General features: G+C 59.4%; 28 protein-coding genes and 1 pseudogene. 21 read left to right on the top strand and 8 right to left on the bottom strand.

Annotation, left to right across the window (positions count from 1 at the left end; all coding sequences use genetic code 11):
* The first annotated feature begins 218 nt into the window (after positions 1-218).
* The 15 genes and pseudogenes from HQ912_RS22615 to recX all read left to right on the top strand — a co-directional run bounded on the left by HQ912_RS22615 (position 219) and on the right by recX (position 10,860).
* A complete protein-coding gene (locus tag HQ912_RS22615; RefSeq protein ID WP_173407326.1) occupies positions 219-728 on the top strand; it encodes a phage baseplate assembly protein V in 510 nt (169 codons plus the stop codon).
* Positions 728-1,126, top strand: coding sequence for a phage GP46 family protein (locus HQ912_RS22610; protein WP_047230011.1), 399 nt, complete (start codon positions 728-730; stop codon positions 1,124-1,126). Before HQ912_RS22615 ends, HQ912_RS22610 begins: the two co-directional genes overlap by 1 nt.
* Complete coding sequence (locus HQ912_RS22605; protein ID WP_047230012.1) at positions 1,116-2,156, top strand: baseplate J/gp47 family protein; 1,041 nt, start codon at positions 1,116-1,118, stop codon at positions 2,154-2,156. The genes HQ912_RS22610 and HQ912_RS22605 overlap by 11 nt, the downstream gene beginning before the upstream one ends.
* Entirely contained in the window at positions 2,144-2,743 is a 600-nt protein-coding gene (locus HQ912_RS22600) for a YmfQ family protein (RefSeq protein WP_047230013.1), read from the top strand. Before HQ912_RS22605 ends, HQ912_RS22600 begins: the two co-directional genes overlap by 13 nt.
* A gap of 11 nt (positions 2,744-2,754) precedes the next feature.
* Positions 2,755-3,918, top strand: coding sequence for a phage tail protein (locus tag HQ912_RS22595; RefSeq protein ID WP_107321592.1), 1,164 nt, complete (start codon positions 2,755-2,757; stop codon positions 3,916-3,918).
* Complete coding sequence (locus HQ912_RS22590; RefSeq protein WP_047230015.1) at positions 3,915-4,424, top strand: hypothetical protein; 510 nt, start codon at positions 3,915-3,917, stop codon at positions 4,422-4,424. Before HQ912_RS22595 ends, HQ912_RS22590 begins: the two co-directional genes overlap by 4 nt.
* Positions 4,425-4,451: 27 nt before the next feature.
* Positions 4,452-5,548 (top strand): annotated as a pseudogene (locus tag HQ912_RS22585) (phage tail protein).
* 7 nt (positions 5,549-5,555) lie between these two features.
* A complete protein-coding gene (locus tag HQ912_RS22580; RefSeq protein ID WP_107321593.1) occupies positions 5,556-6,116 on the top strand; it encodes a tail fiber assembly protein in 561 nt (186 codons plus the stop codon).
* Between the two features lie 111 nt (positions 6,117-6,227).
* The gene (locus HQ912_RS22575) at positions 6,228-7,124 is read left to right on the top strand and encodes a gp53-like domain-containing protein (protein ID WP_107321594.1); all 897 of its coding nucleotides are present in this window, start codon (positions 6,228-6,230) and stop codon (positions 7,122-7,124) included.
* The gene (locus tag HQ912_RS22570) at positions 7,125-7,571 is read left to right on the top strand and encodes a phage tail assembly chaperone (RefSeq protein WP_076386117.1); all 447 of its coding nucleotides are present in this window, start codon (positions 7,125-7,127) and stop codon (positions 7,569-7,571) included. It begins immediately after the preceding gene.
* Positions 7,572-7,596: 25 nt separating this feature from the next.
* Positions 7,597-8,160: a glycoside hydrolase family 19 protein gene (locus HQ912_RS22565; protein ID WP_107323231.1), complete on the top strand. Its 564-nt coding sequence runs from the start codon at positions 7,597-7,599 to the stop codon at positions 8,158-8,160.
* Complete coding sequence (locus HQ912_RS22560; protein WP_047230021.1) at positions 8,142-8,678, top strand: lysis system i-spanin subunit Rz; 537 nt, start codon at positions 8,142-8,144, stop codon at positions 8,676-8,678. The genes HQ912_RS22565 and HQ912_RS22560 overlap by 19 nt, the downstream gene beginning before the upstream one ends.
* Positions 8,679-8,747: 69 nt before the next feature.
* Complete coding sequence (locus tag HQ912_RS22555) at positions 8,748-9,248, top strand: CinA family protein (RefSeq protein ID WP_047230022.1); 501 nt, start codon at positions 8,748-8,750, stop codon at positions 9,246-9,248.
* Between the two features lie 83 nt (positions 9,249-9,331).
* The gene (gene recA, locus HQ912_RS22550) at positions 9,332-10,384 is read left to right on the top strand and encodes a recombinase RecA (protein ID WP_047230023.1); all 1,053 of its coding nucleotides are present in this window, start codon (positions 9,332-9,334) and stop codon (positions 10,382-10,384) included.
* Between the two features lie 8 nt (positions 10,385-10,392).
* Entirely contained in the window at positions 10,393-10,860 is a 468-nt protein-coding gene (gene recX / locus HQ912_RS22545; protein ID WP_107321595.1) for a recombination regulator RecX, read from the top strand.
* 46 nt (positions 10,861-10,906) lie between these two features.
* Here the strand turns inward: recX and HQ912_RS22540 are convergent, their stop codons facing one another.
* Positions 10,907-12,025, bottom strand: coding sequence for a TIGR00730 family Rossman fold protein (locus tag HQ912_RS22540; protein WP_139051024.1), 1,119 nt, complete (start codon positions 12,023-12,025; stop codon positions 10,907-10,909).
* Between the two features lie 451 nt (positions 12,026-12,476).
* Between HQ912_RS22540 and HQ912_RS22535 the strand changes: the two genes are divergently transcribed.
* Positions 12,477-12,671, top strand: coding sequence for a hypothetical protein (locus HQ912_RS22535; RefSeq protein WP_160891688.1), 195 nt, complete (start codon positions 12,477-12,479; stop codon positions 12,669-12,671).
* Here the strand turns inward: HQ912_RS22535 and HQ912_RS22530 are convergent, their stop codons facing one another.
* Positions 12,672-13,094, bottom strand: a complete 423-nt coding sequence (locus tag HQ912_RS22530) for a PA3611 family quorum-sensing-regulated virulence factor (protein WP_047230027.1) — start codon at positions 13,092-13,094, stop codon at positions 12,672-12,674.
* A 181-nt stretch (positions 13,095-13,275) separates the two neighbouring features.
* Here HQ912_RS22530 and HQ912_RS22525 point away from each other — a divergent pair, with 181 nt between their 5' ends.
* The 3 genes from HQ912_RS22525 to HQ912_RS22515 all read left to right on the top strand — a co-directional run bounded on the left by HQ912_RS22525 (position 13,276) and on the right by HQ912_RS22515 (position 15,329).
* A complete protein-coding gene (locus HQ912_RS22525; protein WP_047230028.1) occupies positions 13,276-14,019 on the top strand; it encodes a tRNA-uridine aminocarboxypropyltransferase in 744 nt (247 codons plus the stop codon).
* A gap of 224 nt (positions 14,020-14,243) precedes the next feature.
* The gene (gene erdR, locus HQ912_RS22520; protein ID WP_047230029.1) at positions 14,244-14,897 is read left to right on the top strand and encodes a response regulator transcription factor ErdR; all 654 of its coding nucleotides are present in this window, start codon (positions 14,244-14,246) and stop codon (positions 14,895-14,897) included.
* Positions 14,898-14,966: 69 nt separating this feature from the next.
* Positions 14,967-15,329: a diacylglycerol kinase gene (locus HQ912_RS22515; RefSeq protein WP_047230030.1), complete on the top strand. Its 363-nt coding sequence runs from the start codon at positions 14,967-14,969 to the stop codon at positions 15,327-15,329.
* An 11-nt stretch (positions 15,330-15,340) separates the two neighbouring features.
* On the opposite strand, the gene HQ912_RS22510 is transcribed toward HQ912_RS22515, so the two are convergent.
* Positions 15,341-16,267: a LysR family transcriptional regulator gene (locus tag HQ912_RS22510; RefSeq protein ID WP_047230031.1), complete on the bottom strand. Its 927-nt coding sequence runs from the start codon at positions 16,265-16,267 to the stop codon at positions 15,341-15,343.
* Positions 16,268-16,388: 121 nt separating this feature from the next.
* Between HQ912_RS22510 and fpr the strand changes: the two genes are divergently transcribed.
* Positions 16,389-17,168 (top strand): ferredoxin-NADP reductase, encoded by a 780-nt coding sequence (fpr, locus tag HQ912_RS22505; protein ID WP_003184787.1) that lies wholly within the window; start codon positions 16,389-16,391, stop codon positions 17,166-17,168.
* Positions 17,169-17,375: 207 nt separating this feature from the next.
* On the opposite strand, the gene tsaA is transcribed toward fpr, so the two are convergent.
* From tsaA to rimO, 5 genes are all read right to left on the bottom strand, one after another.
* Positions 17,376-18,074, bottom strand: coding sequence for a tRNA (N6-threonylcarbamoyladenosine(37)-N6)-methyltransferase TrmO (gene tsaA, locus HQ912_RS22500; RefSeq protein WP_047230032.1), 699 nt, complete (start codon positions 18,072-18,074; stop codon positions 17,376-17,378).
* Between the two features lie 14 nt (positions 18,075-18,088).
* Complete coding sequence (locus HQ912_RS22495) at positions 18,089-18,550, bottom strand: DUF1456 family protein (RefSeq protein WP_047230033.1); 462 nt, start codon at positions 18,548-18,550, stop codon at positions 18,089-18,091.
* A 62-nt stretch (positions 18,551-18,612) separates the two neighbouring features.
* Entirely contained in the window at positions 18,613-19,323 is a 711-nt protein-coding gene (locus tag HQ912_RS22490) for an rRNA pseudouridine synthase (RefSeq protein WP_047230034.1), read from the bottom strand.
* A 73-nt stretch (positions 19,324-19,396) separates the two neighbouring features.
* Positions 19,397-19,870 carry a GNAT family N-acetyltransferase gene (locus HQ912_RS22485; protein WP_173407325.1) on the bottom strand — a complete coding sequence of 158 codons (474 nt, stop codon included), beginning with the start codon at positions 19,868-19,870 and terminating at the stop codon, positions 19,397-19,399.
* Between the two features lie 228 nt (positions 19,871-20,098).
* Positions 20,099-21,439 carry a 30S ribosomal protein S12 methylthiotransferase RimO gene (gene rimO / locus HQ912_RS22480; RefSeq protein ID WP_047230036.1) on the bottom strand — a complete coding sequence of 447 codons (1,341 nt, stop codon included), beginning with the start codon at positions 21,437-21,439 and terminating at the stop codon, positions 20,099-20,101.
* A 334-nt stretch (positions 21,440-21,773) separates the two neighbouring features.
* Between rimO and HQ912_RS22475 the strand changes: the two genes are divergently transcribed.
* Positions 21,774-23,615, top strand: a complete 1,842-nt coding sequence (locus HQ912_RS22475; RefSeq protein WP_370695188.1) for a potassium transporter Kup — start codon at positions 21,774-21,776, stop codon at positions 23,613-23,615.
* The last annotated feature ends 101 nt before the right edge of the window (positions 23,616-23,716 follow it).

Below are 23,716 nucleotides of genomic sequence, written 5' to 3'. Positions count from 1 at the left end.
CTCGCGAAAGCGGTGGGTCAGCTTGCCTCAATGTTGAATGAGCCCAGGCCATCGCGAGCAGGCTCGCTCCCACAAGGGATCTCCAGTGGATACAAGTTGTGTGTTCGGCACAGATCCCCCTGTGGGAGCGAGCCTGCTCGCGATGGCGTCGGTACAGCCAACAGAAGTTATGGCCAATAAACACCGCTTTCAAACTTCCGATTCCGAAGGAAACCTCAATGAGCCTACTGACCCGCCTCCTGGCGCGCGGCACTGTCGTGATCGCCAATTCGGCCACCAAGTTGCAATCGCTGCAAATGCGCCTCACCGCCGGTGAAGTGAACGACGACATGGAGCACTTCGAACCCTACGGCTTCACCAGCAACCCGTTGGCGGGTGCCGAGGGCATCGCCACGTTCCTGGGCGGTGACCGTTCCCATGCCGTGGTGCTGGTGGTCGCCGACCGTCGTTTCCGCCTCAAGGCCCTGGCCCCTGGCGAAGTGGCGATCTACACCGATGAAGGCGACAAGATCCACTTCAAGCGCGGTCGGGTCATCGACATCGACACCGCGACCTTGAACATCCGCGCCAGCAGCGCGGTGAATATCGACAGCCCGGTCATCAACCACACCGGCAAGCTCGTTTCCCAGGGCGACCAGATCGCCGGCGGCATCAGCCAGATCAAGCATGTGCACGTCGGCGTGCAGGCCGGCAACGGCCAGACCGGCGTGCCGGCGGGGGGCCAATGATGTTCATCAGCCAGAACCTGCACGCCGCGCTGACCCGCTCGGTGCTGATCAGTCTGTTCACCTGGCGCCGCGCTGCTGACGACGATGCCGTGGATGACGAGCAACGTTTCGGCTGGTGGGGCGATACTTTTCCCACCGTCGCCGACGACCGCATCGGTTCGCGGCTGTGGCTGTTGCGCCGGGTCAAGCTGACCCGGCAGACCCAGCTTGACGCCGAATTCTATGCCCGCGAAGCCTTGCAATGGCTGATCGATGACGGCCATTGCAGCGCCATCGACATCATCAGCGAACGCCTCGACGCCCAGCGCCTGAATCTGCGCACGGTTTTGACCCTGGCCGACGGCGAGCGCCTGGACATCAACCCCGATAACAGTTGGCAGGTGACCTATGCCGTTTGAAACCCCTTCGCTGCCGGTGCTCATCAAGCGCGCCCAAAGCGACCTGGCCAGCGATTCGCTGCGCCAGTCCGATGCCCAAGTGCTGGCTCGCACCCTGGGTGGCGCCGCCTATGGCCTGTATGGCTACCTGGATTGGATCGCTGAGCAGATCCTGCCAGACAAGGCTGATGAATCCACCCTGGAGCGTATCGCCGCCCTGCGCCTGAACCAGGCGCGCAAAGCGGCCCAGGTGGCCAGCGGCAGTGTCAGTTTCACCGCCACCGCGGGTGCGGTGCTGGATGTCGACACGCTGCTGCAATCCAGCGATGGGCGCACCTACAAAGTGACCAGCGCCCGCACCACCAGCAATGGCCTGAACAGCACCACTGTCGCCGCGTTGGACGCCGGTAGCCTGGGGAATGCCGATGCCGGCCTGGTGTTGACGCCGGTGCAGCCGATCCTTGGCATCGGCAACAGCTTCACCGTGCTCGCGCCCGGGCTGACCGGCGGTCTCGCCCGGGAAAGCCTCGAATCCCTGCGGGCCAGGGTGATCCGTTCCTACCGCATCATTCCCCACGGCGGTTCCGCGCAGGACTATGAAACCTGGGCCCTGGAATGCCCTGGCATCACCCGCGCCTGGTGTCGCGGCAGCTACCTTGGGCCCGGCACCGTTGGCGTGTTCGTCATGCGTGACGACGATCCACTGCCGATTCCCAACGCCGAACAACTGGAAGAAGTCCGGGCCTATATCGAGCCGCTGCGCCCGGTCACCGCCGAGGTGCATGTGCTGGCGCCAACCCAGGTGCCGGTGACCTACAGGTTGCGAATCACCCCGGACACCAGCGCCGTGCGCGCCGCCATCGAAGCGCAACTGCGCGACCTGCATAACCGCGAAGCTGGCCTCGGCGAAACCCTGTTGCTGACCCACATCGCCGAAGCCATCAGCAGCGCCACCGGTGAAACCGACCACAAACTCACCGCGCCCATCGCTGACGTGGTCGCTGCCAGCAATCAGTTGCTGACCTTCGGAGGCTGCGTATGGCTGGAATAAGAACCGCCGAGCAGTACCAGGCCCAACTGCGCAGCCTGCTGCCCAGCGGTCCCGCATGGGACCCGGAGCGTGTGCCGGAACTGGAAGAGGTGCTCGAAGGCATCGCCCAAGAACTGGCGCGTCTCGACGCCCGCGCCGCCGACCTGCTCCACGAAATGGACCCGGCGGGGGTGAGTGAGCTGGTGCCGGATTGGGAGCGGGTGATGAACCTGCCCGACCCGTGCCTCGGCGCTACACCGCTGTATGACGATCGCCGGTTGGCGGTGCGTCGGCGGTTGTTGGCGGTGGGCAGTCAGGCCATCGCTTATTACGTGGAAATCGCCAAGAGCCAGGGCTATCCCAACGCCACCATCACCGAACTCAAGGCCCCCCGTATGGGCCGCGCCCGCTTCGGCGAAGCGCACTTCGGCACCTGGCAGGCGCAATTCATGTGGACCCTCAACACCGGCGGCCGCCTGCTGCTTGGCCGACGTTTTGGCGCCAGCTATTGGGGGGAGCGTTTCGGCGTCAATCCGGGATCGGCGCTCGAGTGCCTGATTCATCGTAGTGCGCCGGCGCATACGAAGGTTCACATCAATTATGACTAGGGAGTAGAGAGATGGATTATCCGAAGAGTGTGCCCAGCGCCGGGCTGGTGAACGGGAAGTTCGTGGATGAAAACCCGTTGACCGGGACGCCGGGGTCGTTGATTCCGGCGGCCTGGGGGAATGGGGTGACGCAGGAGATTGTGAATGTCATCAAGGCGGGGGATCTGACGCCCGATGAAACCCAAAACGATCAATTACTCGAGGCGATTCAGTCAGTCGCCGCCAAGGGCTGGAACCAGGATCTCGCGCTTCCGATCGCCGCTTTGTCGCTGCCGACGATTGCAACGGCGGATGCCCGTCTGGCAGTAACGCCTACGGCCGTATCCACCAGCGGCGGCCGCGTCTCGATTCCGGCGGGTGTGTACCTCAGCATCGGACAAGACCTGGTGAGTGGACGGTTGGGCCGTTCACGTACCTACGTGACGACGGCGTGGAGCAGCGCCGATCTGTTGCCCAGCGCCAGCTATTTTCTAAGAGCACAGGTCATAGGCGGCGCACTGACGTTCTATGTGCAGCGTGGAAGCCTGTATGACCTCCCGCCGGAATCCTTGAAGGGGACTGTCAACGGAGCGTCCGGCGGCGGCTTTGCGTCGACGCCCCTGGACATGTGCCTGGCCTGGGTGATGACCGGGGCGCCGGGCTCCTTGCCGACGATTCGCACGATTTACAACCGTGCTCAATTGACCTGGACGCAAACGGTGAATGGCAGTGGAGTGGTATATCTGCCGTTGGATCCCCACGCCCGAGCAGCACGGCTTGTGGCGGGTAATCCGACACCCGCGCCGAACGTCGTGACCTCGCTGTCGTTTGTTCAGTCAGGGTGGCTTGGGGGCAACTACAGCTACCTGTCACCCGCCGCTACAACTCCTGGCAACAATGCCGTGGGCTGGGCGAACCCCGCAAGTCCGTATATGTGCGTGTTGTTCTCCAACAACGTCGTCAATGACGTGAGCGTCTCCACGGTCACGGCCAGTTTTGACCATGCCCAGTCGCGTTCGCTTTGGCAGTCGTATCAGGCCGAGCACACATTGGGCGCCACCAATGCCGATAGCGACGAGTTGCTATTGAGCATGGGGATCAAGGGGCACCAGGCCCTGACGGATTACAGCGTGGGCATCGGCGTCAACTTTATCAACGCAGTCAATGTTCACCTGTCCTGGGAGCTGATCCGATGAAAGTCATTCAAGAGCTGCACCAGTACGAAGATGGACTTCGCCCGCCTGCGCCTTCATCCGCCCATATCTGGGAGGACGGTACGTGGGTGCTTACCGAAGAGAATGCCGCCGAGCAGTTGCGTCAGGAAGCCGAACGCTTGTGCGCCACGGTCGATACCGCTGCCGACAGCGCCCGCCGCACGTTGGCCGGTGATCCCTTGCGTGCCTTGGAATACCAACAAGCCGCCCAGGAGGCGCAGGCCTTCAAGGATCAGGGCTACCCGAAAAAATTGGTTCCGTTGTCCGTTTCTGCGTGGGTCGTCAAAGGGCGCACAGCCAGGCAGGCGGCGGATCAGATTCTCGCCAAGGCCGCCGAATTTGAAGCAAACCTACTGGCGCTTCGCGAACTGCGTCTCAAGGCCAAGGCACAGATTCGCGCACACATGGCCAAAGGCAAGGCGGATCTTGCCAGCCAAGCCGTTGATGATGTGCTCGCGACTATCCGGGCACTACGTCTTCGTGCTTGAGCCCCATCTCATAGAGAGCAATAAAATATGGATTATCCAAAAAGTGTTCCCAGCGTCGGGCTGGTGAACGGTCGGTTTGTGGATGAAAACCCGTTGGCGGGTACGCCTGGATCGCTGATTCCGGCGGTATGGGGAAACAGTGTCACCCAAGAAATCCTCGGCGTGATCTCCTCGGCCGGCATGACGCCGTCCGAAGCGGATAACGGCCAGTTGATCAAGGCACTGCAAACCATTCTCGGGCGTAGTAGTCCGATGCGTTCAGTCGTCACGCGGCTTACCACATCAAAGGTGTTGGCCGCCGACGAGTTAGGGCTGTGCTGATCGATTCAAGTGCTGGTGCGAGCACTGTAACCCTACCTGCGGCCAATGCGGCGCTCGGTGTTCGCGATGTGATTGTGCGGCGTGTGGATAACAGTGGTAACCGTCTGACGGTGCGGGCTGACGGTAATGATAGGGTTCGGTTTCATACCCATCTGGCAGCCAATGGTTATCCATTCCTGGTGTTAATGGGCAGCGGGGATTGGTGGCACCTGCGCAGTGACGGGACGGGAGTCTGGTGGCCCTTGGGGCGGTTTGATGCCACCCCGTTGGGGCGCATCTCATTTGATAGCGCGCGTCAGGTACTGCCCGGCGGTTATGCCGTACTCAATGGTAATCTCCTGTCGCGTAGTGATTGGCCGTGGTTGTTCGATTTAGCTCAATCATCCGGTGTGATGGTGACCGAGGCTACCCGAGTAGGGAGCGAAGGTGCCTGGACTAACGGTGACGGTGCTACCACCTTTCGCCTACCCGATATTCGGGGCGAATTTCTGCGTGTCCTGGATGAGGCGCGAGGGGTGGATGTCAACCGCCTGGCGGGTAGCAGGCAGGCGGATGCCTTGGAAAGTCATAACCATTTCCTGCCAACCAGCTCAGGTACTGCTGTGCGTCCGACGCCTAGTCTTCCTGACAGCCTATGGGATTTGACGCATGACGTTAATGCCGCGCCCGTGTCTGGCACTCTCGGTACGACATTTCCCAACGCGGCTTATAACAGTGGCGATTCTGTGGGCAATATCGGAGGTTTCAGTACCGAAACTCGTCCCAGAAACATCGCCTATCCCGCTCGAATCAAGTTGATCTGAGGCCACTATGTTCATCTATCTATTTGACGACAATGGCGTCCTGTCGGGCCCGGTCGAGCTTCCAGTAACGCCCGGCATGGGCATCCAGATTCCAAGCAACGGCATCCAGCTCTCTTTTGAATTGCCCGCTGCCCAAGATCATCATTCTTGGGTCATGGTCAATGGCGTTCCTCGTGAAATGGTGGACTGGCGTGGTTCGGTGTATCGCAAGGACAACGGCGCTCTTCTGGAGTGGACCGAGTTCGGTGAGTTGCCAGATACCTACACAGCCGAACCTTGGCCGGGTAGTTACCATGTGTGGCGAGAGAGCATGTGGGTATTTGATGAGGCGCTACAGCGGGCTGATCTCAAACGCGAAGCCTTGGCAAAACGCGATAAATTACTGCGTGAGGCCGTTCAAAGGATTGCTCCTTTCCAATACGCCGAAGACATCGGCGACGCGAGCGATCAGGAACAACTGGCGCTCATGGAGTGGAAACTCTATAGCGTTGAATTGAATCGCATCCAGCATCAGGTCGGTTTTCCAACCGATATCAACTGGCCTGTCATGCCAGAATCTGCCGCGTAAGCAACCACGGCAGACCATCAAAACTTCCTTAATCTTATGGTGCCACTGCGCATTAACGGTGAGGCTTTATATCGCCTTCATTTTGATCGCTGGTCAGTCAGGAGCGAAAAGTTGGATTATCCAAAAAGTGTGCCCAGCGCAGGTCTGTCGAACGGCAGGTTTGTGGATGAGGATCCCTTGACGGGTACGCCGGGATCCTTGATTCCCGCCAGTTGGGGCAATGGTGTGACGCAGGAGTTGCTGAGTGTCATTCAAACCGCAGGACTAACACCGTCGGAACAATTGGATAACCAGTTGTTGACGGCCTTGCGTGGCAGCGGATTATTTACCACTGCTCCGCAGTTTGATAACGATAGGTCCGTGGCAACCACAGAGTTTGTAAAACGCAGCGGTGTTCAATATTCCGGCTTTTCCGTGTACGCAGTCAGTACGGCGTTGACACAAGCCCATGTGGGTGGAGCCGTCAGTTTTGCCAGCACTACGGCGATCAACGTCACGCTGCCCAGTACAGTGGGAATCATGCATGGGGCGACGCTGACACTGATCAACGTAGGGGCCGTCGTGAACGTATCGACAGCCTCGCCTACCGATACGCTAGGGCCATCATCCTCAGCGCTTGGCCCCATGGAGCTGGGCCGTGGTGAAACAGCGGAGTTCGTCAAGCTGGACAATCAATGGCGGTTGATAGGTGGCACTGTTCTTCTGAAATATACGTCGTTGTTTTCAGGTCAGCAGGGTAATCCGGGTTATCAAAAGTACGCGAGCGGAAATATCGATCAGTGGGGTTACGGTACAACCGACGCCAACGGAGAAGTGTTTGTTACGTTCCCGATCTCGTTCCCCAATGCTTTTGTTTCGGTTGTGGCGAACCATGCAGGTGGTGATGGGGCCATGGTCATTATGGTAGGTGGAACCGCCACCCGCCAAGGCGTGCGCCTGAAAGTCCGAGACTATTCTGGGCACGTCGCTGCTGGATGGGGCGTTACATATTTTGCGAAGGGTTATTGAATGAATGAATTCACTTTGTTATTCAGTCCAAGCACTTGCGGAGCGTATGTTCCCGGTATCAATGTTTCTGATATTCCCGACGATGTCATCGAAATCCCTCGGGCTTACTGGCTGTCGCTGCTTCAGCAACTCGCCATCTCGCCCAAGCGCGTTTCAGCCAACCCCGACAACGGTTATCCCGTTCTCGTTGACCCACCTGCTCTGACATCGGCCCAGGCTTCAGAAAATGAATATGCGTGGCGCAACGCCCAGCTCACAACAACCGACCGCCTCATCGCGAGAGATCGCGACGAAATGGACGACGGCGGCGGTACGACGCTGGACCAAACACAGTACACACAGCTCCAGGCTTATCGCCGGGCTTTGAGGGATTGGCCGCAGGATGAGCACTTTCCAGCCACTGAATATCGTCCGGTTGCGCCGTCCTGGCTGGCCGGGCACCTTTGATCATGCACTTGTCGATAACCTGAACATGGACCTTACGCAGCAGCAACTCATCAACATCATGCCCAACGCCCGCGCCCAAGCGGGCGTTTTTGTTTCCGCGCTAAACACCGCGATGTCGCGCCATCGTGTCGACACACCCAAACGCATGGCCGCGTTTCTGGCCCAGGTTGGCCATGAATCAGGGCAATTGCGCTACGTGCGCGAACTTGGCAGTGATCAATATCTCAGCAGGTACGACACGGGATCGTTGGCCGTTCGCTTGGGCAATACGCCCCAGGCCGACGGTGACGGTCAGCAATATCGTGGTCGCGGCCTGATTCAGATTACCGGGCGTGACAATTATCGGCGTTGCAGCCTGGGTTTGTTCGGCGATGAACGACTGTTGGCATTGCCGCAACTGCTGGAGCAACCGCAATGGGCGGCTGAGTCTGCCGCCTGGTTCTGGAATCAGAACGGTTTGAACGAACTGGCCGACCGTGATCAGTTCAACACCATCACCCGCCGTATCAACGGCGGTTTGAATGGCTTGCAGGATCGTCTGCAACTCTGGGCGCGGGCGAGGGCGGTGTTATGTCAGCCTTCGACCTGATGCCATTTTCTTCCCGCACCCTTGGCGTCGCTGTGTTGCTGGCGTTGGTGGCCGGCGGCCCGGCGGTGTTGGCCTGGCAAGTCCAGGCGTGGCGTTATGACCGGAAACTGGCGCAAGCGGCCCAGGTCCAGGCGCAGACGCTGAATCAAATCACCCAGGCAGCAGCGATTCAACAGAAGGCCGAGCAAGACAAGCGCCTAGCCCTGGAACAACAACTCTCCGCCAGCGAACAATCCCATTACCGAGCCTTGAGCGATGCCCAACGTGATCAGGATCGCTTGCGCGATCGTCTTGCTACTGCCGATGTTCGGCTGTCAGTCCTCCTCGACGCCGACGATGTTGCCGCCGGTTGTGCAGTGCCTGCCACCGCCAGCGCCGGCGGCGTGGATCATGGCCCCCCACGCGCCCGACTTGACCCGGCGCATGCTCAACGAATTATCGCCATCACCGACGAAGGGGATCGCGGATTGATCGCTCTGCAGGCCTGTCAGGCGTACGTCAGGGCATTGGGGCGCTGATCCGGCGAGCCTTGCAAGCCTGGAATGCTCGTGTACGGTAGGGCCCTTGCATCGAATCAGGAGAGCATCATGGACGACATTACCGAATTGGCCGCTGAACTGGGCCGACGCCTGCAGCGGGTCAATGCCCATGTGAGCACGGCCGAATCCTGTACCGGAGGCGGGATTGCCGAGGCGATCACCCGCATTCCCGGGAGTTCGGCGTGGTTCGAGGCGGGTTATGTCACCTATTCCAACCGCCAGAAGACTCAGCAGCTGGGTGTGCCGGCCGAGCTGTTCGCAACGGTGGGGGCGGTCAGTCGCGAGGTGGTCGAGGCAATGGTGCGGGGCGCGCAGCAAAAAAGCCTGGCGCGTTTTGCCGTGGCGGTCAGCGGCGTGGCCGGCCCCGATGGTGGTACGCCGAACAAACCAGTGGGCACTGTATGGCTGGCCTGGGGCGTTGGCGAGACGGTCATCAGTGAGCAGCGATTCTTCCCGGGTAACCGCGACGAGGTCCGCCGACAAACGGTGAAGGCCGCGCTAGAGGGGCTGTTGCAACATGCCGCTGTAGAAATCTCAAATCAGGGGTAGGCGATCTGTAATCGCTGTGGAATAATACTGGCTACTTATACAGGTGTTGGCCGTCAGGCCTTATTGATTACGTGAGGACTTTAATGGACGACAACAAGAAGAAAGCCTTGGCTGCGGCCTTGGGTCAGATCGAACGTCAATTCGGCAAGGGTGCCGTAATGCGTATGGGCGATCAGGACCGTCAGGCTATTCCTTCCATCTCCACCGGCTCCCTGGGCCTGGACATTGCGCTGGGCATCGGCGGCCTGCCAAAAGGCCGTATCGTTGAAATCTATGGTCCTGAATCTTCCGGTAAAACCACGCTGACCCTGTCCGTGATCGCCCAGGCTCAAAAAGCCGGTGCGACCTGCGCCTTCGTCGATGCCGAACACGCCCTGGACCCGGAATATGCCGGCAAGCTGGGCGTCAACGTCGATGACCTGCTGGTTTCCCAGCCGGACACCGGTGAACAGGCCCTGGAAATCACCGACATGCTGGTGCGTTCCAACGCCGTTGACGTGATCATCGTCGACTCCGTGGCTGCACTGGTACCAAAAGCGGAAATCGAAGGTGAAATGGGCGACATGCATGTGGGCCTCCAGGCTCGTCTGATGTCCCAGGCCCTGCGCAAGATCACCGGTAACATCAAGAACGCCAACTGCCTGGTGATCTTCATCAACCAGATCCGCATGAAGATCGGCGTGATGTTCGGCAGCCCGGAAACCACCACCGGTGGTAACGCGCTGAAGTTCTACGCTTCGGTTCGTCTGGATATCCGCCGCACTGGCGCCGTGAAAGAAGGCGACGAGGTTGTCGGCAGCGAAACCCGCGTCAAGGTTGTGAAGAACAAGGTCGCTTCGCCGTTCCGTCAGGCGGAGTTCCAGATTCTTTACGGCAAGGGTATCTACCTTAATGGCGAGATGATCGACCTGGGTGTGTTGCACGGTTTCGTCGAAAAATCCGGCGCCTGGTATGCCTACAACGGCACCAAGATCGGTCAGGGCAAGGCCAACTCGGCCAAGTTCCTGGCGGATAACCCGGAAATTGCAGCAACCCTCGAGAAGCAACTGCGTGACAAGCTTCTGAGCCCAGTTGCGGACGTCAAGTCGGTGGCTAACCGCGAGACTGCAGACGACCTGGCTGACGCTGACATCTGATCGATTCGATGACCGTCGTACTCGATAACCTCGTCGCGGTGCGGCGAACCGCGATGGACCTGCTCGCCAGGCGCGAGCACGGTCGAGTCGAGCTGACGCGTAAGCTGCGTCAGCGCGGCGCTCCAGATGAGTTGATCGACACGGCCCTCGACCGTTTGACGGAAGAGGGCTTGTTGTCGGAGTCTCGTTACCTTGAGAGCTTTGTCTCTTATCGCGCTCGCTCTGGATACGGCCCCTTGCGAATTCGTGAGGAACTCGGTCAGCGTGGCTTGCAGCGCCCGGATATCGAACTGGCCTTGCGCGAAAGCGGTATCGATTGGCAGGCGCAACTGATGGACACTTGGCGCCGCAAGTTCTCAGGGCATCTGCCCATCGATGCTAGGGAGCGAGCCAAGCAAGGACGTTTCCTGGCATATCGAGGATATTCCATGGAAATGATCAACCGTTTATTCAGCGGGCGCGGCATGGACGACTAAACAACAATGGCCCGCTATTTTGATAGCGGGCCGTTTTTTTATGGACTCAGGTCACCTTGATCGGCTCCCAGGTGAGGGGTTGGGCCTTGGTGGCGGGCTGGGCCCAGTTTTCCGACAGGTTGATGTAATCCACCAGTTCCCTCAAACGACCGTGATCGCGGGCATTGAAGGTAAAGGCCAGTCGGGTCAGATGGCTGAAACGGGCCTCGTCGTGTTCCTCGCCGGCGTAGGCGTGTTGATGAAAACAATCGTTGAGGCACAGGTCGGCAAACTCCGCCTGCAAATGCCCAAGGGCCTGCTCGTTCAGCTTGTGATTCATACGGATCACGAATTGATGTTTGAGCCAGCGGCTGGAGTGGAAGTTGCTGTAAAACTGATTGATCTCCTCTACTGCCTCTTGAGCGCTGTACACCAGGCGCATCAACTTCATATCGGTGGGCAGGATGTAGCGGTTTTCTTCCAGTTGCTCACGGATGAAGTGCAGGGCGCCTTGCCAGAACTTGCCTCCCGGTACATCCAGCAGCACCACCGGCACCAGCGGGCTTTTACCGGTTTGCACCAACGTCAGGACTTCCAACGCTTCATCGAGGGTGCCGAAACCGCCCGGGCAGAGCACCAGTGCGTCGGCCTCTTTGACGAAGAACAGCTTCCGGGTGAAGAAAAAGTGGAACGGCAGCAGATTCTGCGTGCCGTCAACGGTCGGATTCGCATGCTGTTCGAAAGGCAAGGTGATGTTGAAACCCAGGCTGTGGTCCCGGCCAGCGCCTTCATGGGCGGCCGCCATGATGCCACCGCCGGCGCCAGTGATGACCATCATGTCCGAGCGTGCCAACTCCGCCCCCAGTTCCCGGGCCAGGCCGTACAGCGGATGTTCGATGGGCGTTCGGGCCGAACCGAAGACCGTGACCTTGCGTCGGCCCTTGAATTGTTCGAGCGTGCGAAAAGCGTGCTCCAGTTCTCGCAAGGCCTGCAGCGTGATCTTGGCATTCCAGCGGTTGTGATCTTCCTGGGCCATGCGCAGGACGGTCAGGATCATGTCTCGGTAGATGGGGAGGTTCGGGCTGTTGGGGGAGACCAGGTTGAGTTGCTCTTCGACCTTGCGGGTGAGGTCGTGTCCATGGTTCTCAAAATGACGACTCAGCAAGTCATTCGGTTTATAAGGCATTCAGCTTCTCCTTCTTGGCAAAACCCCAGCCCGAACGAGAGATTCGTCAGGGCCACGACACTCCGTGTGTCGTTGTCAGCCCAGGACCGTGCCTGGACGTTCGACCTGGTTCGACGCGGCGTGCGACAGGCGACCAAGCCATCCTGCGGGTTCTGCGTTTCCCTTGTATGAAAGAACTGTCACGCGCAAAGGTGTCGGTAGGGCAGCCTCGTTCTGCCTTAAGCAAAAGAGATACTTTTGAATCTAGTCCCTCGCGCGGATCTTCGCTGTCTTGATCATGGCGCTCAAAAAATATCGTTGGCAACCGCTCAAATGTCATGCCGCTCGTCAGATTGCCAACTAGGTGCGTGCCGCTCTGATTAACTGATTAGCAAGCATTCAATGCTATGGCGCGTCCAGGACTGGACGCTGCGCGATGGATTGAAGTGGATCGGGCATGGAGGCGGGACTGATGACCAGAGTAACTTTGGAGCTCGACAAGCAGTTATACCTGACGCTGTTGAAAGCGGCTCATGCTAATCGGGTAAGCCTCGAGGAGGAGTGCTGTCGCCGGTTGGAAGGCCGAGCATGGCGCTCGCGCTACCTGCAGGCGCTGGTGGCGGAACTGCGCGCCGACGATGAGCAGCGGCGCGCCAGTTCGGGTTGATTATTTTTTGGTCTTGGCCGGTTTCGGGCAGTCGGATTCCTGGAAGCGCTCAGTCGCAATGGGGCGATTGGTCTTAACTTCGGTGAACTCGTAGCGCATGGTCGCGCCCTGGGCCATCAATTTGCGCAAGCCTGGGTTGGTACACACGGTGGCACCCAGCTGGAAATAGACGGCCTTGGGGTCGGCCCGCATTTTCTGGGCATGGCTGCTTTGCACGCTCAGATGATTGATCAGCTCAGTGCCTTCTACGGTGTAGCCCTGGTCGAGAATGTCCTCGTTGATTGCCCGGGGCGTGCCGGCGCTGCTTTGCGCGGCTACATTGCGCAGCATCTTGTTCAGTTCGAGTTCTTTCAGCGAAGCGGCCTGTGCGGTGACGGACGTCGCCAGTAGCACGGCAACGGTGGGGACGATAAGGCGCAGCATGAAACTCTCCTGGTTCAGTGACTGGTGGTTCGACCGGTCACATGGCTGTGCGTTCAGTGGTGGCGAATTATAGGGTAGGCCGGGTGGACGGTACAGGTTTGCGCGCTCTGGTAGACTGCCGGCCTTTATCCTGCCGAGTCTTGTTCGTGTCGATTTTCCCTGCCTGTCGGCGTCGCCTGCGATGAACCATGCCCCTAACGCCGTAGCCCGTCTGCGCGACCTGCGCATCGATGAAGGTATCAAGCCGATTCAGGCCCGTGGCTGGCGCGCGCCCCGTTGCAGCGCCTGCCGGGTGATCGAGAGCCATTGCCTGTGCGCCTGGCGTCCGAGCGTCGAGGCTCGTTCGGGTGTCTGCCTGATCATGACCAACAAGGAAGTGTTCAAGCCGAGCAACACGGGTTGGCTGATTGCTGACGTAGTGCGCGACAATCACGCGTTCATCTGGTCACGCACCGACGTCGACGAACAACTGCTGGCGCTGCTCAACGACCCGCAATGGCAGCCATATCTGGTGTTTCCCGGTGAGTATGTCGAACCATCGCGGGTCACACATACCGTCAACCTCGATCAGGGCAAGCGTCCGTTGTTCATTCTGCTGGATGCGACCTGGACCGAGGCGCGCAAGATTTTCCGTAAAAGCCCGTATTTCGACCGTTTGCCGATTCTGAGCCTGCTGCCCGACAGGCTGTCGCGCTACCGCTTGCGCCGCTCGACTCGCAGCGAGCATCTATGCACCGCCGAAGTGGCGGCGTTATGTCTGGAACTGGCTGGGGACAGTGACGCTGCCTCGGCCCTGGATGCCTATTTCGATGTGTTCAGCCAGCATTACCTGGGTGCCAAACGACAGCAGGAGATGGATGTGTCCACTGCGGCCCACGCCGAGTTGCAGCCCTTTATTCGTACGGCGCAGCCAGTGTTGGCTTAATAGTGGCCCATACTGAACACGGTAGCGGCCGTGCTGCTTGACCACCCCGGTTTCGCTGGGCATGCTTGGCGCCGATTAGGGTACGGCCAAGGTTTGAAACGCCGTGTTTTTACGTGTTGGCGTTGAACGTACCCCTTTGATGCCGCGGCATGTCGGTGTCTTGAGTTGCTTGGGCGAGGCGTGAGTGCATCGGGCCTGCCATTAAAAACAGGATCATTTGAAAAATGGCCACATACGAAATCCTGATAGCCGATGACCATCCGCTCTTTCGCAGCGCGTTACATCAGGCGGTGACCATGGGGCTGGGCCCCGATGTCCGACTCACGGAAGTGGCCAGTATTGCGGAACTCGAGGCCCGGCTGACTGAAAAGGCCGATTGGGATCTTGTGCTGCTGGATCTGAACATGCCGGGCGCCTATGGTTTTTCCGGGCTGGTCTTGCTGCGCGGCCAATACCCGCAAATTCCTGTGGTGATGGTATCGGCCCAGGAAGAAGCTTCGGTGATGGTCAAGGCCCGGGAGTTCGGCGCCAGTGGTTTCATTCCTAAATCCAGTTCCCTTGAGATGATCCAGGTAGCCGTCAAGGCGGTCCTGGATGGCGATGTGTCCTGGCCTCCCCAGGCATTCGAAGCTGTGAGCGTGTCCGACGAAGCCAAGGCCGCCAGCGAAGGGCTGGCCAGCCTCACTCCGCAGCAGTTCCGCGTGTTGACCATGGTGTGTGAAGGCCTGCTGAACAAGCAGATTGCCTATGAGTTGAACGTGTCCGAAGCCACCATCAAGGCCCATGTCACTGCAATCTTTCGTAAACTGAATGTGCGCACCCGGACCCAGGCGGCCTTGCTGCTGCAGCAACTTGAGTCCATTTCACCGCAATCGTAGCGTTTTGTTCACGCTTTTTTGACCGGGTTTGAATTAGCTTCTCCACCCCTTTTGATCAGTTGCCCACTTATGTCGCCTTTTAAAGGCCAAACCGGCCTGAAACGCATCCTCAACGCCTCCGGCTATTCTCTGGACGGCCTGCGCGCGGCCTTCGTCGGTGAAGCCGCGTTTCGTCAGTTGGTCTTGCTCGACGTCATCCTGATTCCGTTGTCGTTCTTCCTGAATGTCAGCCGTGTCGAGCAGGCGCTACTGATTGCGGTCTGCCTGCTGGCATTGATCGTGGAGTTGCTCAACTCGGCGGTGGAGGCGGCCATCGACCGCATTTCCCTGGAGCTGCACCCGTTGTCGAAAAATGCCAAGGACATGGGCAGTGCCGCTCAGTTCGTTGCTTTGAGCATGATTGCCTTGGTGTGGGGCCTGATTTTGCTCTAGTGCCCCGGCGCTCAGGCAATGGGGGGCAGGACGATTTCGTCGCTGCGCTGCACGCCAGCGGTGAATGCCCGGCACAGCTCGAGGAATTCGCGCATGGCCGACGTCTGGTATTTTTGTTTGTGCCAGATGAAATAAAACTGCCGGGCCAGGTCCATGTCCGGGGTTTCCACGGCTACGAGACTGCCGCGCCGGAAGGCGTCACGCAGGGCCAGGCGTGAAATGCAGCCAATCCCCAGGCCTGATTCCACGGCTCGCTTGATGGCTTCGGTGTGTTCCAGTTCCAGACGTACGTTCAGCGCACTGCGATGGTGACGCATGGCCTGGTCGAAGGTCAGACGGGTGCCGGAACCTTGCTCCCGCAGAATCCACGCCTCATGGGTCAGTTCCTCCATGGTCGCCTGGCCGCGTTTGGCCAGCGGATGTTGAGGAGCGCAAAACACCACCAGTTCATCCTCGACCCAGCTCTGGACCTCGATGTCCGGATGGCTGCAGTCGCCTTCGATTAGACCCAGATCAATTTCATAGTGAGCAACCTGGTGCACGATATTGGCAGTGTTTTGCACATGCAGCTTCACCTGGCTTTCCGGATGACGCTGCATGAAACTGCCGATCAGCAAGGTCGCCAGGTAATTGCCGATGGTCAGGGTGGCGCCCACCGCCAGTGAGCCGAAACCGGACTTGCCGTTGAGCAGGTCTTCGATCTCCTTGGATTGGTCCAGCAGCGCCACCGCCTGGGGCAGCAGTTGTTTGCCCAAGGCATTGAGACTCAGGCGTTTGCCGGCGCGGTCGAACAATTGGCAGCTGGACTGGCGCTCCAGTTCGGTGATGGAGGTGCTGGCCGCCGACTGCGAAAGATTGAGCAGGCCCGCGGCACGGGACACGCTCTCTTGCTGGGCGACGGCGACGAAGACTTGAAGTTGACGTAGAGTAAATCGCATATCGATATAACCGATAACCCTTATCTTAATAATTCATTTAACAGATATTGTCGCCGCCATTAGAATGCGATGCAATTGCGCAAATTAACGACGCAGGCATCATTCCCAGGAGTCCCCGTACATGAGCAACATGAACCACGAGCGTGTCCTCAGTGTTCATCACTGGAACGACACTCTGTTCAGCTTCAAGTGCACCCGTGATCCGGGCCTGCGCTTCGAGAACGGTCAGTTCGTGATGATCGGCCTGCAGCAGCCCAACGGCCGCCCGCTTATGCGCGCTTACTCGATCGCCAGTCCGAACTGGGAAGAGCATCTCGAATTTTTCAGCATCAAGGTGCCTGACGGCCCGTTGACTTCCCAGTTGCAGCATCTGAAGGAAGGCGACGAGATCATCATCAGCAAGAAGCCCACCGGCACCCTGGTGCTGGACGATCTCAAGCCTGGCAAGCATTTGTACCTGCTCAGCACTGGCACCGGGTTGGCGCCATTCATGAGCGTGATCCAGGATCCGGAAACCTACGAGCGTTTCGAAAAAGTGATCCTGTGCCACGGCGTACGTTACGTCAATGAAGTGGCCTACCGCGAGTTCATTACCGAACACCTGCCGCAGAACGAATTCTTTGGCGAAGCGCTGCGTGACAAACTGATCTACTACCCGACCGTTACTCGCGAACCGTTCGAGAACGAAGGCCGCCTGACCGACCTGATGCGCAGCGGCAAGCTGTTTCGCGACATCGGCCTGCCGCCGATCAACCCGCAGGACGACCGCGCCATGCTGTGCGGCAGCCCGAGCATGCTCGACGAGACCAGCGAAGTGCTCAACAGCTTCGGCCTGACTGTTTCGCCACGCATGCGTGAGCCGGGTGATTACCTGATCGAGCGGGCGTTTGTAGAGAAGTAAGCCTCGGTTTATGCGGTGGTTGATCGATCGCCATCGCGAGCAGGCTCGCTCCCACAATGGAATATGTGGGAACACAAATCTTGTGGCCACTGAAGTTCAAAGGTGGGAGCGAGCCTGCTCGCGATAGCCGCAACCCGGTCTGCAGTTACCCATGAAAAAGCCCGCGCTACCTGAAGAAGGCAGCGCGGGCTTTTTCGTTTCTGGCGGTTACGATTTCGCCGGAATCACTTCCAGCACCTTGATCACCCCGGGCTGCGGATAATGCCAACGCACATCCAGATCCCAGAACTGTGCACCATATTCCCGTTCGGGCGTAGGAATCTGGTACGCCGGACGTGGGTCTTGGGCCAAGCACTGTTCGATCAGCTCCACCAGGGGTTCTTCCAGGCGCTTGGCGTGGTCGCGGGCCTGATGCAGGGCAGAGCTGGCCCATCGCACCGCAATCAGCTCAGGCGCTGCGCTGGCGATGTTGTTGTGGGCCGAGCCGATGATGTCTGCGTAGGGCACGTAGGGTTTGATATCCAGCACTGGGGTGCCGTCCAGCAAGTCGATGCCCGAGATCCACAGGCGCCCGGCTTCGACCCGCTCCAGTTTCACCACCGACTGGCCGATGCCGTTGGGGCGATGGGTGGCGCGAGTGGCGAACACCCCCATGGACTTATTGCCGCCCAGACGCGGCGGGCGCACTTTCAGCCGTGGCTTGTCTTCCAGGGCCTGGTGGAACAGGAACAGCAGCCAGACATGGCTGACCTGCTCCAGGCCCTGCACCGCATCGCCCTGATCGAATGGCGCCACCAACTCCAGCACACCGCGCGCGGCCGGGGCCAGTTGCGGTTGACGGGGAATGGCGAACTTCTCCTTGAAGCAGGAGCGGACGTAGCCGATGGGGGAGACGTTGTAGGTCATGGTTCGGCGGGAAATCAGCCGCGAACGCGCAGCGTCAGACCCTTGAGGAAGTTGCGCAGTAACTGGTCACCGCACGGGCGGTAGTTGGTGTGACCGAACTTGCGGAACAATGCGCTCAGTTCCGGCTTGGATACCGGGAACTCCGCGGCCTTGAGGATGGCGTGCATATCGTCTTCCTTCAGTTCGAAGGCCACCCGCAGCTTCTTGAGGATGATGTTGTTGGTGACCGGCACTTCGATTGGCTGCGGTGGACGGCTTTCGTCCTTGCCGCGCTTGAAGATCACCAGGCCGTCGAGAAAATGCGCCATGACTTCGTCAGGGCAGAACACGAAGCCTTCTTCCTCGTCTTTCTTGAGGTAACCCACCAGATCCGCCATGGGCACTTCCAGGCCACCCAGCTTGATGATCTCGATGACTTTTTTGTCGCTGATGTCGAGCATGTAGCGCACGCTGCGAAGTACGTCGTTGTGAACCATGTGTGCAATCCTGATCAATCGGCAGTGGGCACCGCAGCTCGGTGCGGCGCCGGAAAAAGAAACTAGAACTTCTCTTTGGTGGACAGGTAACGCCACTGGCCCAGGGGCACCTTACCGATGGACACGCCGCCAATGCGGATGCGCCGAATGGCCACCACCTTGAGGCCGACCGCCTGGCAAAACAGCGCGATCACCCCCGGTTGCGGGTTCTTCATGGCAAAGCGCAAGCGGTTCTCGTTCTGCCAACTGGCCTTGACCGCCGGCAACTCCTTGCCTTTGTAGGTCAGGCCATGGTTCAGGCGATTGAGGCCATGGGCGACCATTTCGCCTTCGACTTCCACCACGTATTCCTGCTCGATCTTGGCGGCATCGGCGGTGAGCTTGCGCAGAATCTTCCAGTCCTGGGTGAACACCAGCAACCCACTGGCGTTGGCCTGCAGGTCGGCACTGGCGGTCAGGCGCAGAAAATGGCCCTTGAGGGGGCGCTTGCCGAAGCGGTGTTCTTCGCTCAGGGTCTGTGGTCCAAGGGACGCCATCGCCGTGTCTGCATCCATGCCCGCCGGGGCGTTCAACAGGAGGGTGACCGGCTCTGGCGCGGTGGCCTTGGCCTCGGGGTCGAGTTCGACTTTCTGGGTAGTGACCTTGAACTGCGGTTCGTCGATCACTTCGCCGTCCACGGTGACCCAGCCGCCCTCGATGAACAGCTCAGCCTCCCGACGGGAACAGCCGACGAGTTCGATGAGGCGTTTGGAGAGACGAATCGGGTCAGTCATGACAGGGCCGTAACAAAAAGAGGGTGGGCATTGTACCTGCCTGGCGCCGGTTAATCGCGGGTCCATTTGCCTTTTAGCCGCGTTGGACCTTCAGGTCGGGCTGTTTGTAGCGCATGTGCAGCAACGGGTACGGCTGGTTCATGCCGTCCTTTGCCGAACGGCCAACCACTTCGAAGCCTTGCTTGAGGTAAAAACCCAAGGCTTGCGGGTTCTGTTCGTTGACATCCAGCTGATCGGCGTTCATGTGCTCCATGGCATAACGCAACAGCTGTTTGCCCAGGCCCTGGCCACGGTGTTGCGGGTCGATGAAAAGCATCTCGATCTTGCCGGCCGCAACCCCGGCGAAACCGGTAATGCGCTGCCGTGCATCCCGGGTGCAGATGAGCATCACCGCGTCCAGGTAACGGGTGAGCACCAGGTTCTTCAACAGTTCGATGTAGCTGTCCGGCAGAAAATCGTGGGTGGCGCGTACCGAGGCCTCCCAGACCCGGGTCAGTTCCTGATAGTCGCTGGATTTCGGTGTGTGGATGACCGAATGCTGACGCATGCCCGCCTGCTCCTTGTGCTGGATATCTCCATACGATAGCTGCAAAAAAGCCTCGCATCTTGTGAGGATAGCGAGGCTCTTCAATTTTTCGGCCTGTGAAAGAACCTGTGGGAGGCAAGCTTGCTCGCGATAGCGGTGTGTCAGCCAATATTGATGTTGGCTGATGCACCGCTATCGCGAGCAAGCTTGCCTCCCACAGGTATCACATTGAGTCTGTGAAGCAGCAGCTCAACCGATCTGTTCAGCCCACAGATCGTATTCGTCAGCGTCGGTCACCTTGCACCAGACCTTGTCGCCCGGCTTGAGATTGCTGCCGTTGTCGATGAATACGTTGCCATCGATTTCCGGGGCGTCGAAGAAGCAGCGGCCCACGGCGCCTTGTTCATCCACTTCATCCACCAGTACTTCGATTTCACGGCCGATGCGCATTTGCAGGCGCGCCGAGCTGATGGCCTGCTGGTGCGCCATGAAACGCTCCCAACGATCCTGCTTGACCTCGTCCGGCACCACATCCAGGTCCAGGTCGTTGGCCGGTGCGCCTTCGACGGGCGAATACTGGAAGCAACCGACGCGGTCGAGCTGGGCTTCGGTCAGCCAATCCAGCAGGTACTGGAAGTCTTCCTCGGTTTCGCCAGGGAAGCCGACGATGAAGGTCGAGCGGATGATCAGGTCCGGGCAGATCTGGCGCCAGTTCTTGATGCGGGCCAGGGTCTTGTCTTCGAAAGCCGGGCGCTTCATGGCCTTGAGGACTTTCGGGCTGGCGTGCTGGAACGGGATGTCCAGGTACGGCAGGATCTTGCCGGCGGCCATCAGCGGGATCAGTTCGTCGACATGCGGATACGGGTAGACGTAATGCAGGCGGACCCACACGCCGAGGGTGCTGAGGGCTTCGCACAGTTCGGTCATGCGGGTTTTCACCGGCGCGCCGTTCCAGAAGCCAGTGCGGTATTTCACGTCGACGCCATAAGCGCTGGTGTCCTGGGAGATCACCAGCAGCTCCTTGACGCCGGCCTTGACCAGGCGCTGGGCCTCGTCGAGCACATCACCCACCGGGCGGCTTACCAGTTTGCCGCGCATCGAGGGGATGATACAGAAGCTGCAACTGTGGTTGCAGCCTTCGGAAATCTTCAGGTAAGCGTAGTGGCGCGGTGTCAGCTTGATGCCTTGCGGCGGCACCAGGTCGATCAGCGGGTTGTGGTCCTGGCGAGGCGGCACTACGTCGTGCACGGCATTGACGACCTGCTCGTACTGCTGCGGACCGGTCACGGCCAGCACGCTGGGGTGCACGTCGCGGATATTGCCTTCTTCCACACCCATGCAGCCGGTCACGATGACCTTGCCGTTTTCCTTGATGGCTTCGCCGATCACTTCCAGGGACTCGGCCTTGGCCGAATCGATGAAGCCGCAGGTGTTGACCACTACCACGTCGGCGTCCTGGTACGTGGATACGACGTCATAACCTTCCATGCGCAGCTGGGTCAGGATGCGCTCGGAGTCGACCAGAGCCTTCGGGCAACCCAGGGATACGAAGCCAACCTTGGGGTTGGCCGGCGCGGTAGTGGTGGACATGTCTAACCTCGGTGTAGGGGAGATCGTCTCTTGTGGAGACAGGACGCTTGACGCGCCTCTGATCAAAAAGTGCGCAATTCTAGCGGTGCTGGAAGCGCTTGACCAGCTTTATACGGGGAAAAACGACGAGTGCTGCGCTATGCTTCGCGCCGTCCAGCGCAACTGAATCTCTACAGTCAATCATTTGTCTGTAACAGGAAGTAAGGTGGCCTGGACGCAAGGTCAATCAGGGTGCTTCTTTCCAGCAGCGCGGATCAGGTAGTGGGAGTGTTGGATGGAGCAGGCAGAGAGTCAGGTGTCGGGTACCGGGCATGCAGCGGCCAGGCCCGTGGGAATGTTGGTGGCCGCCGCGGGGGTGGTCTATGGCGACATCGGCACCAGTCCCTTGTACACCATCAAGGAAGTGTTTTCCGGTCAATATGGTGTGCAGGTCAACCATGACGGAGTGTTCGGGATTCTGGCGCTGATCTTCTGGTCGCTGGTCTGGGTCGTCTCGATCAAATACGTGCTGTTTATCCTGCGCGCCGACAACCAGGGCGAAGGCGGCATCATGTCGTTGACCGCGCTGGCCCGGCGGGCGTCCACCCCTTATCCCCGGTTGCGTTCGGTGCTGGTGATTCTCGGGCTGATCGGCGCCTCGTTGTTTTACGGTGACAGCATGATCACCCCGGCCATTTCCGTATTGTCGGCCGTGGAGGGTCTGGAAGTGGCCTTTGATGGGCTGGATCACTGGGTTGTGCCGATGGCGCTGGTGATTCTGGTGGCGCTTTTCCTGATTCAGAAACACGGGACCGATCGGATCGGTAAATTGTTCGGGCCGGTCATGGTGCTGTGGTTCGTGGTCCTTGGCGGCCTGGGCATTCATGGCATTGTCCAGCATCCGCAGGTGCTCGAGGCGTTGAACCCGGCCTGGGGCGTGCGCTTTTTCATGGTGCATCCGGGGGTTGGCGTTGCGATCCTGGGGGCCGTGGTACTGGCCTTGACCGGCGCCGAAGCCTTGTATGCGGACATGGGGCATTTTGGCCGCAAACCGATTGCCCGGGCCTGGTTCGTCCTGGTGTTGCCAGGACTGGTGCTCAACTATTTCGGTCAGGGCGCCTTGCTGTTGGAGAACCCGGAGGCCGCTCGTAACCCGTTTTATCTGTTGGCCCCAGGCTGGGCGCTGGTGCCGCTGGTGGTGCTCTCGACCTTCGCCACGGTGATCGCATCCCAAGCGGTGATTTCCGGCGCGTTTTCCCTCACACGCCAAGCCATCCAGCTCGGCTATATCCCGCGCATGTACATCCAGCACACCTCCAGCGCCGAACAAGGGCAAATCTACATCGGCGCGGTGAACTGGGCGTTGATGGTTGGCGTGATCCTGCTGGTGCTTGGCTTCGAGTCGTCCGGCGCGTTGGCCTCTGCCTATGGCGTGGCAGTGACCGGCACCATGCTGATCACCAGCATCCTGGTGTCGGCGGTGGCGTTGCTGCTGTGGAAATGGCCACCTCTGCTGACGGTGCCGTTGCTGGTCGGTTTTCTATTGGTGGACGGCCTGTTCTTTGCCGCCAATGTCCCGAAAATCCTGCAGGGTGGCGCATTTCCGGTGTTGGCGGGGATCGTGTTGTTCATTCTGATGACCACGTGGAAGCGCGGGAAGGAACTGTTGGTAGATCGGTTGGATGAAGGCGCTCTGCCGTTGCCGGTATTTATCAGCAGCATCCGTGTCGAACCTCCCCATCGGGTCAAGGGCACGGCGGTTTTCCTCACTGCTCGCCCGGATGCCGTGCCTCACGCGCTGCTCCATAACCTGTTGCACAACCAGGTGCTGCACGAGCAAGTGGTGCTGCTGACGGTGGTGTACGAAGACATCCCCCGGGTGCCGCCGCAACGGCGCTTCGAGGTGGATTCCTACGGCGAAGGTTTCTTCCGGGTGATCCTGCACTTTGGTTTCACTGACGAACCGGACGTGCCACAGGCGCTCAGGCTGTGTCATCTGGATGAGCTGGACTTCAGCCCGATGCGCACCACCTACTTCCTCAGCCGCGAAACGGTCATCGCTTCCAAGCTTGAAAGCATGGCCCGTTGGCGCGAAGTGCTATTCGCCTTCATGCTGAAAAACGCCAACGGCAATTTGCGCTTTTTCAATTTGCCGCTGAACCGGGTGATTGAACTGGGGACCCAGGTGGAAATGTAGCCCAAACAAAAAAGCCCCCGTTGCCTTGTGGCAGCGGGGGCTTTTTGGTGGATCACACAATACCGATACCTACGCTAAACCCTTGTGGGAGCGAGCCTGCT

This window comes from Pseudomonas sp. MPDS, assembly GCF_013283895.1.
GTDB classification, from domain to species: domain Bacteria; phylum Pseudomonadota; class Gammaproteobacteria; order Pseudomonadales; family Pseudomonadaceae; genus Aquipseudomonas; species Aquipseudomonas rhizophila.
This window is presented reverse-complemented; position numbering and strand designations above follow the sequence as displayed.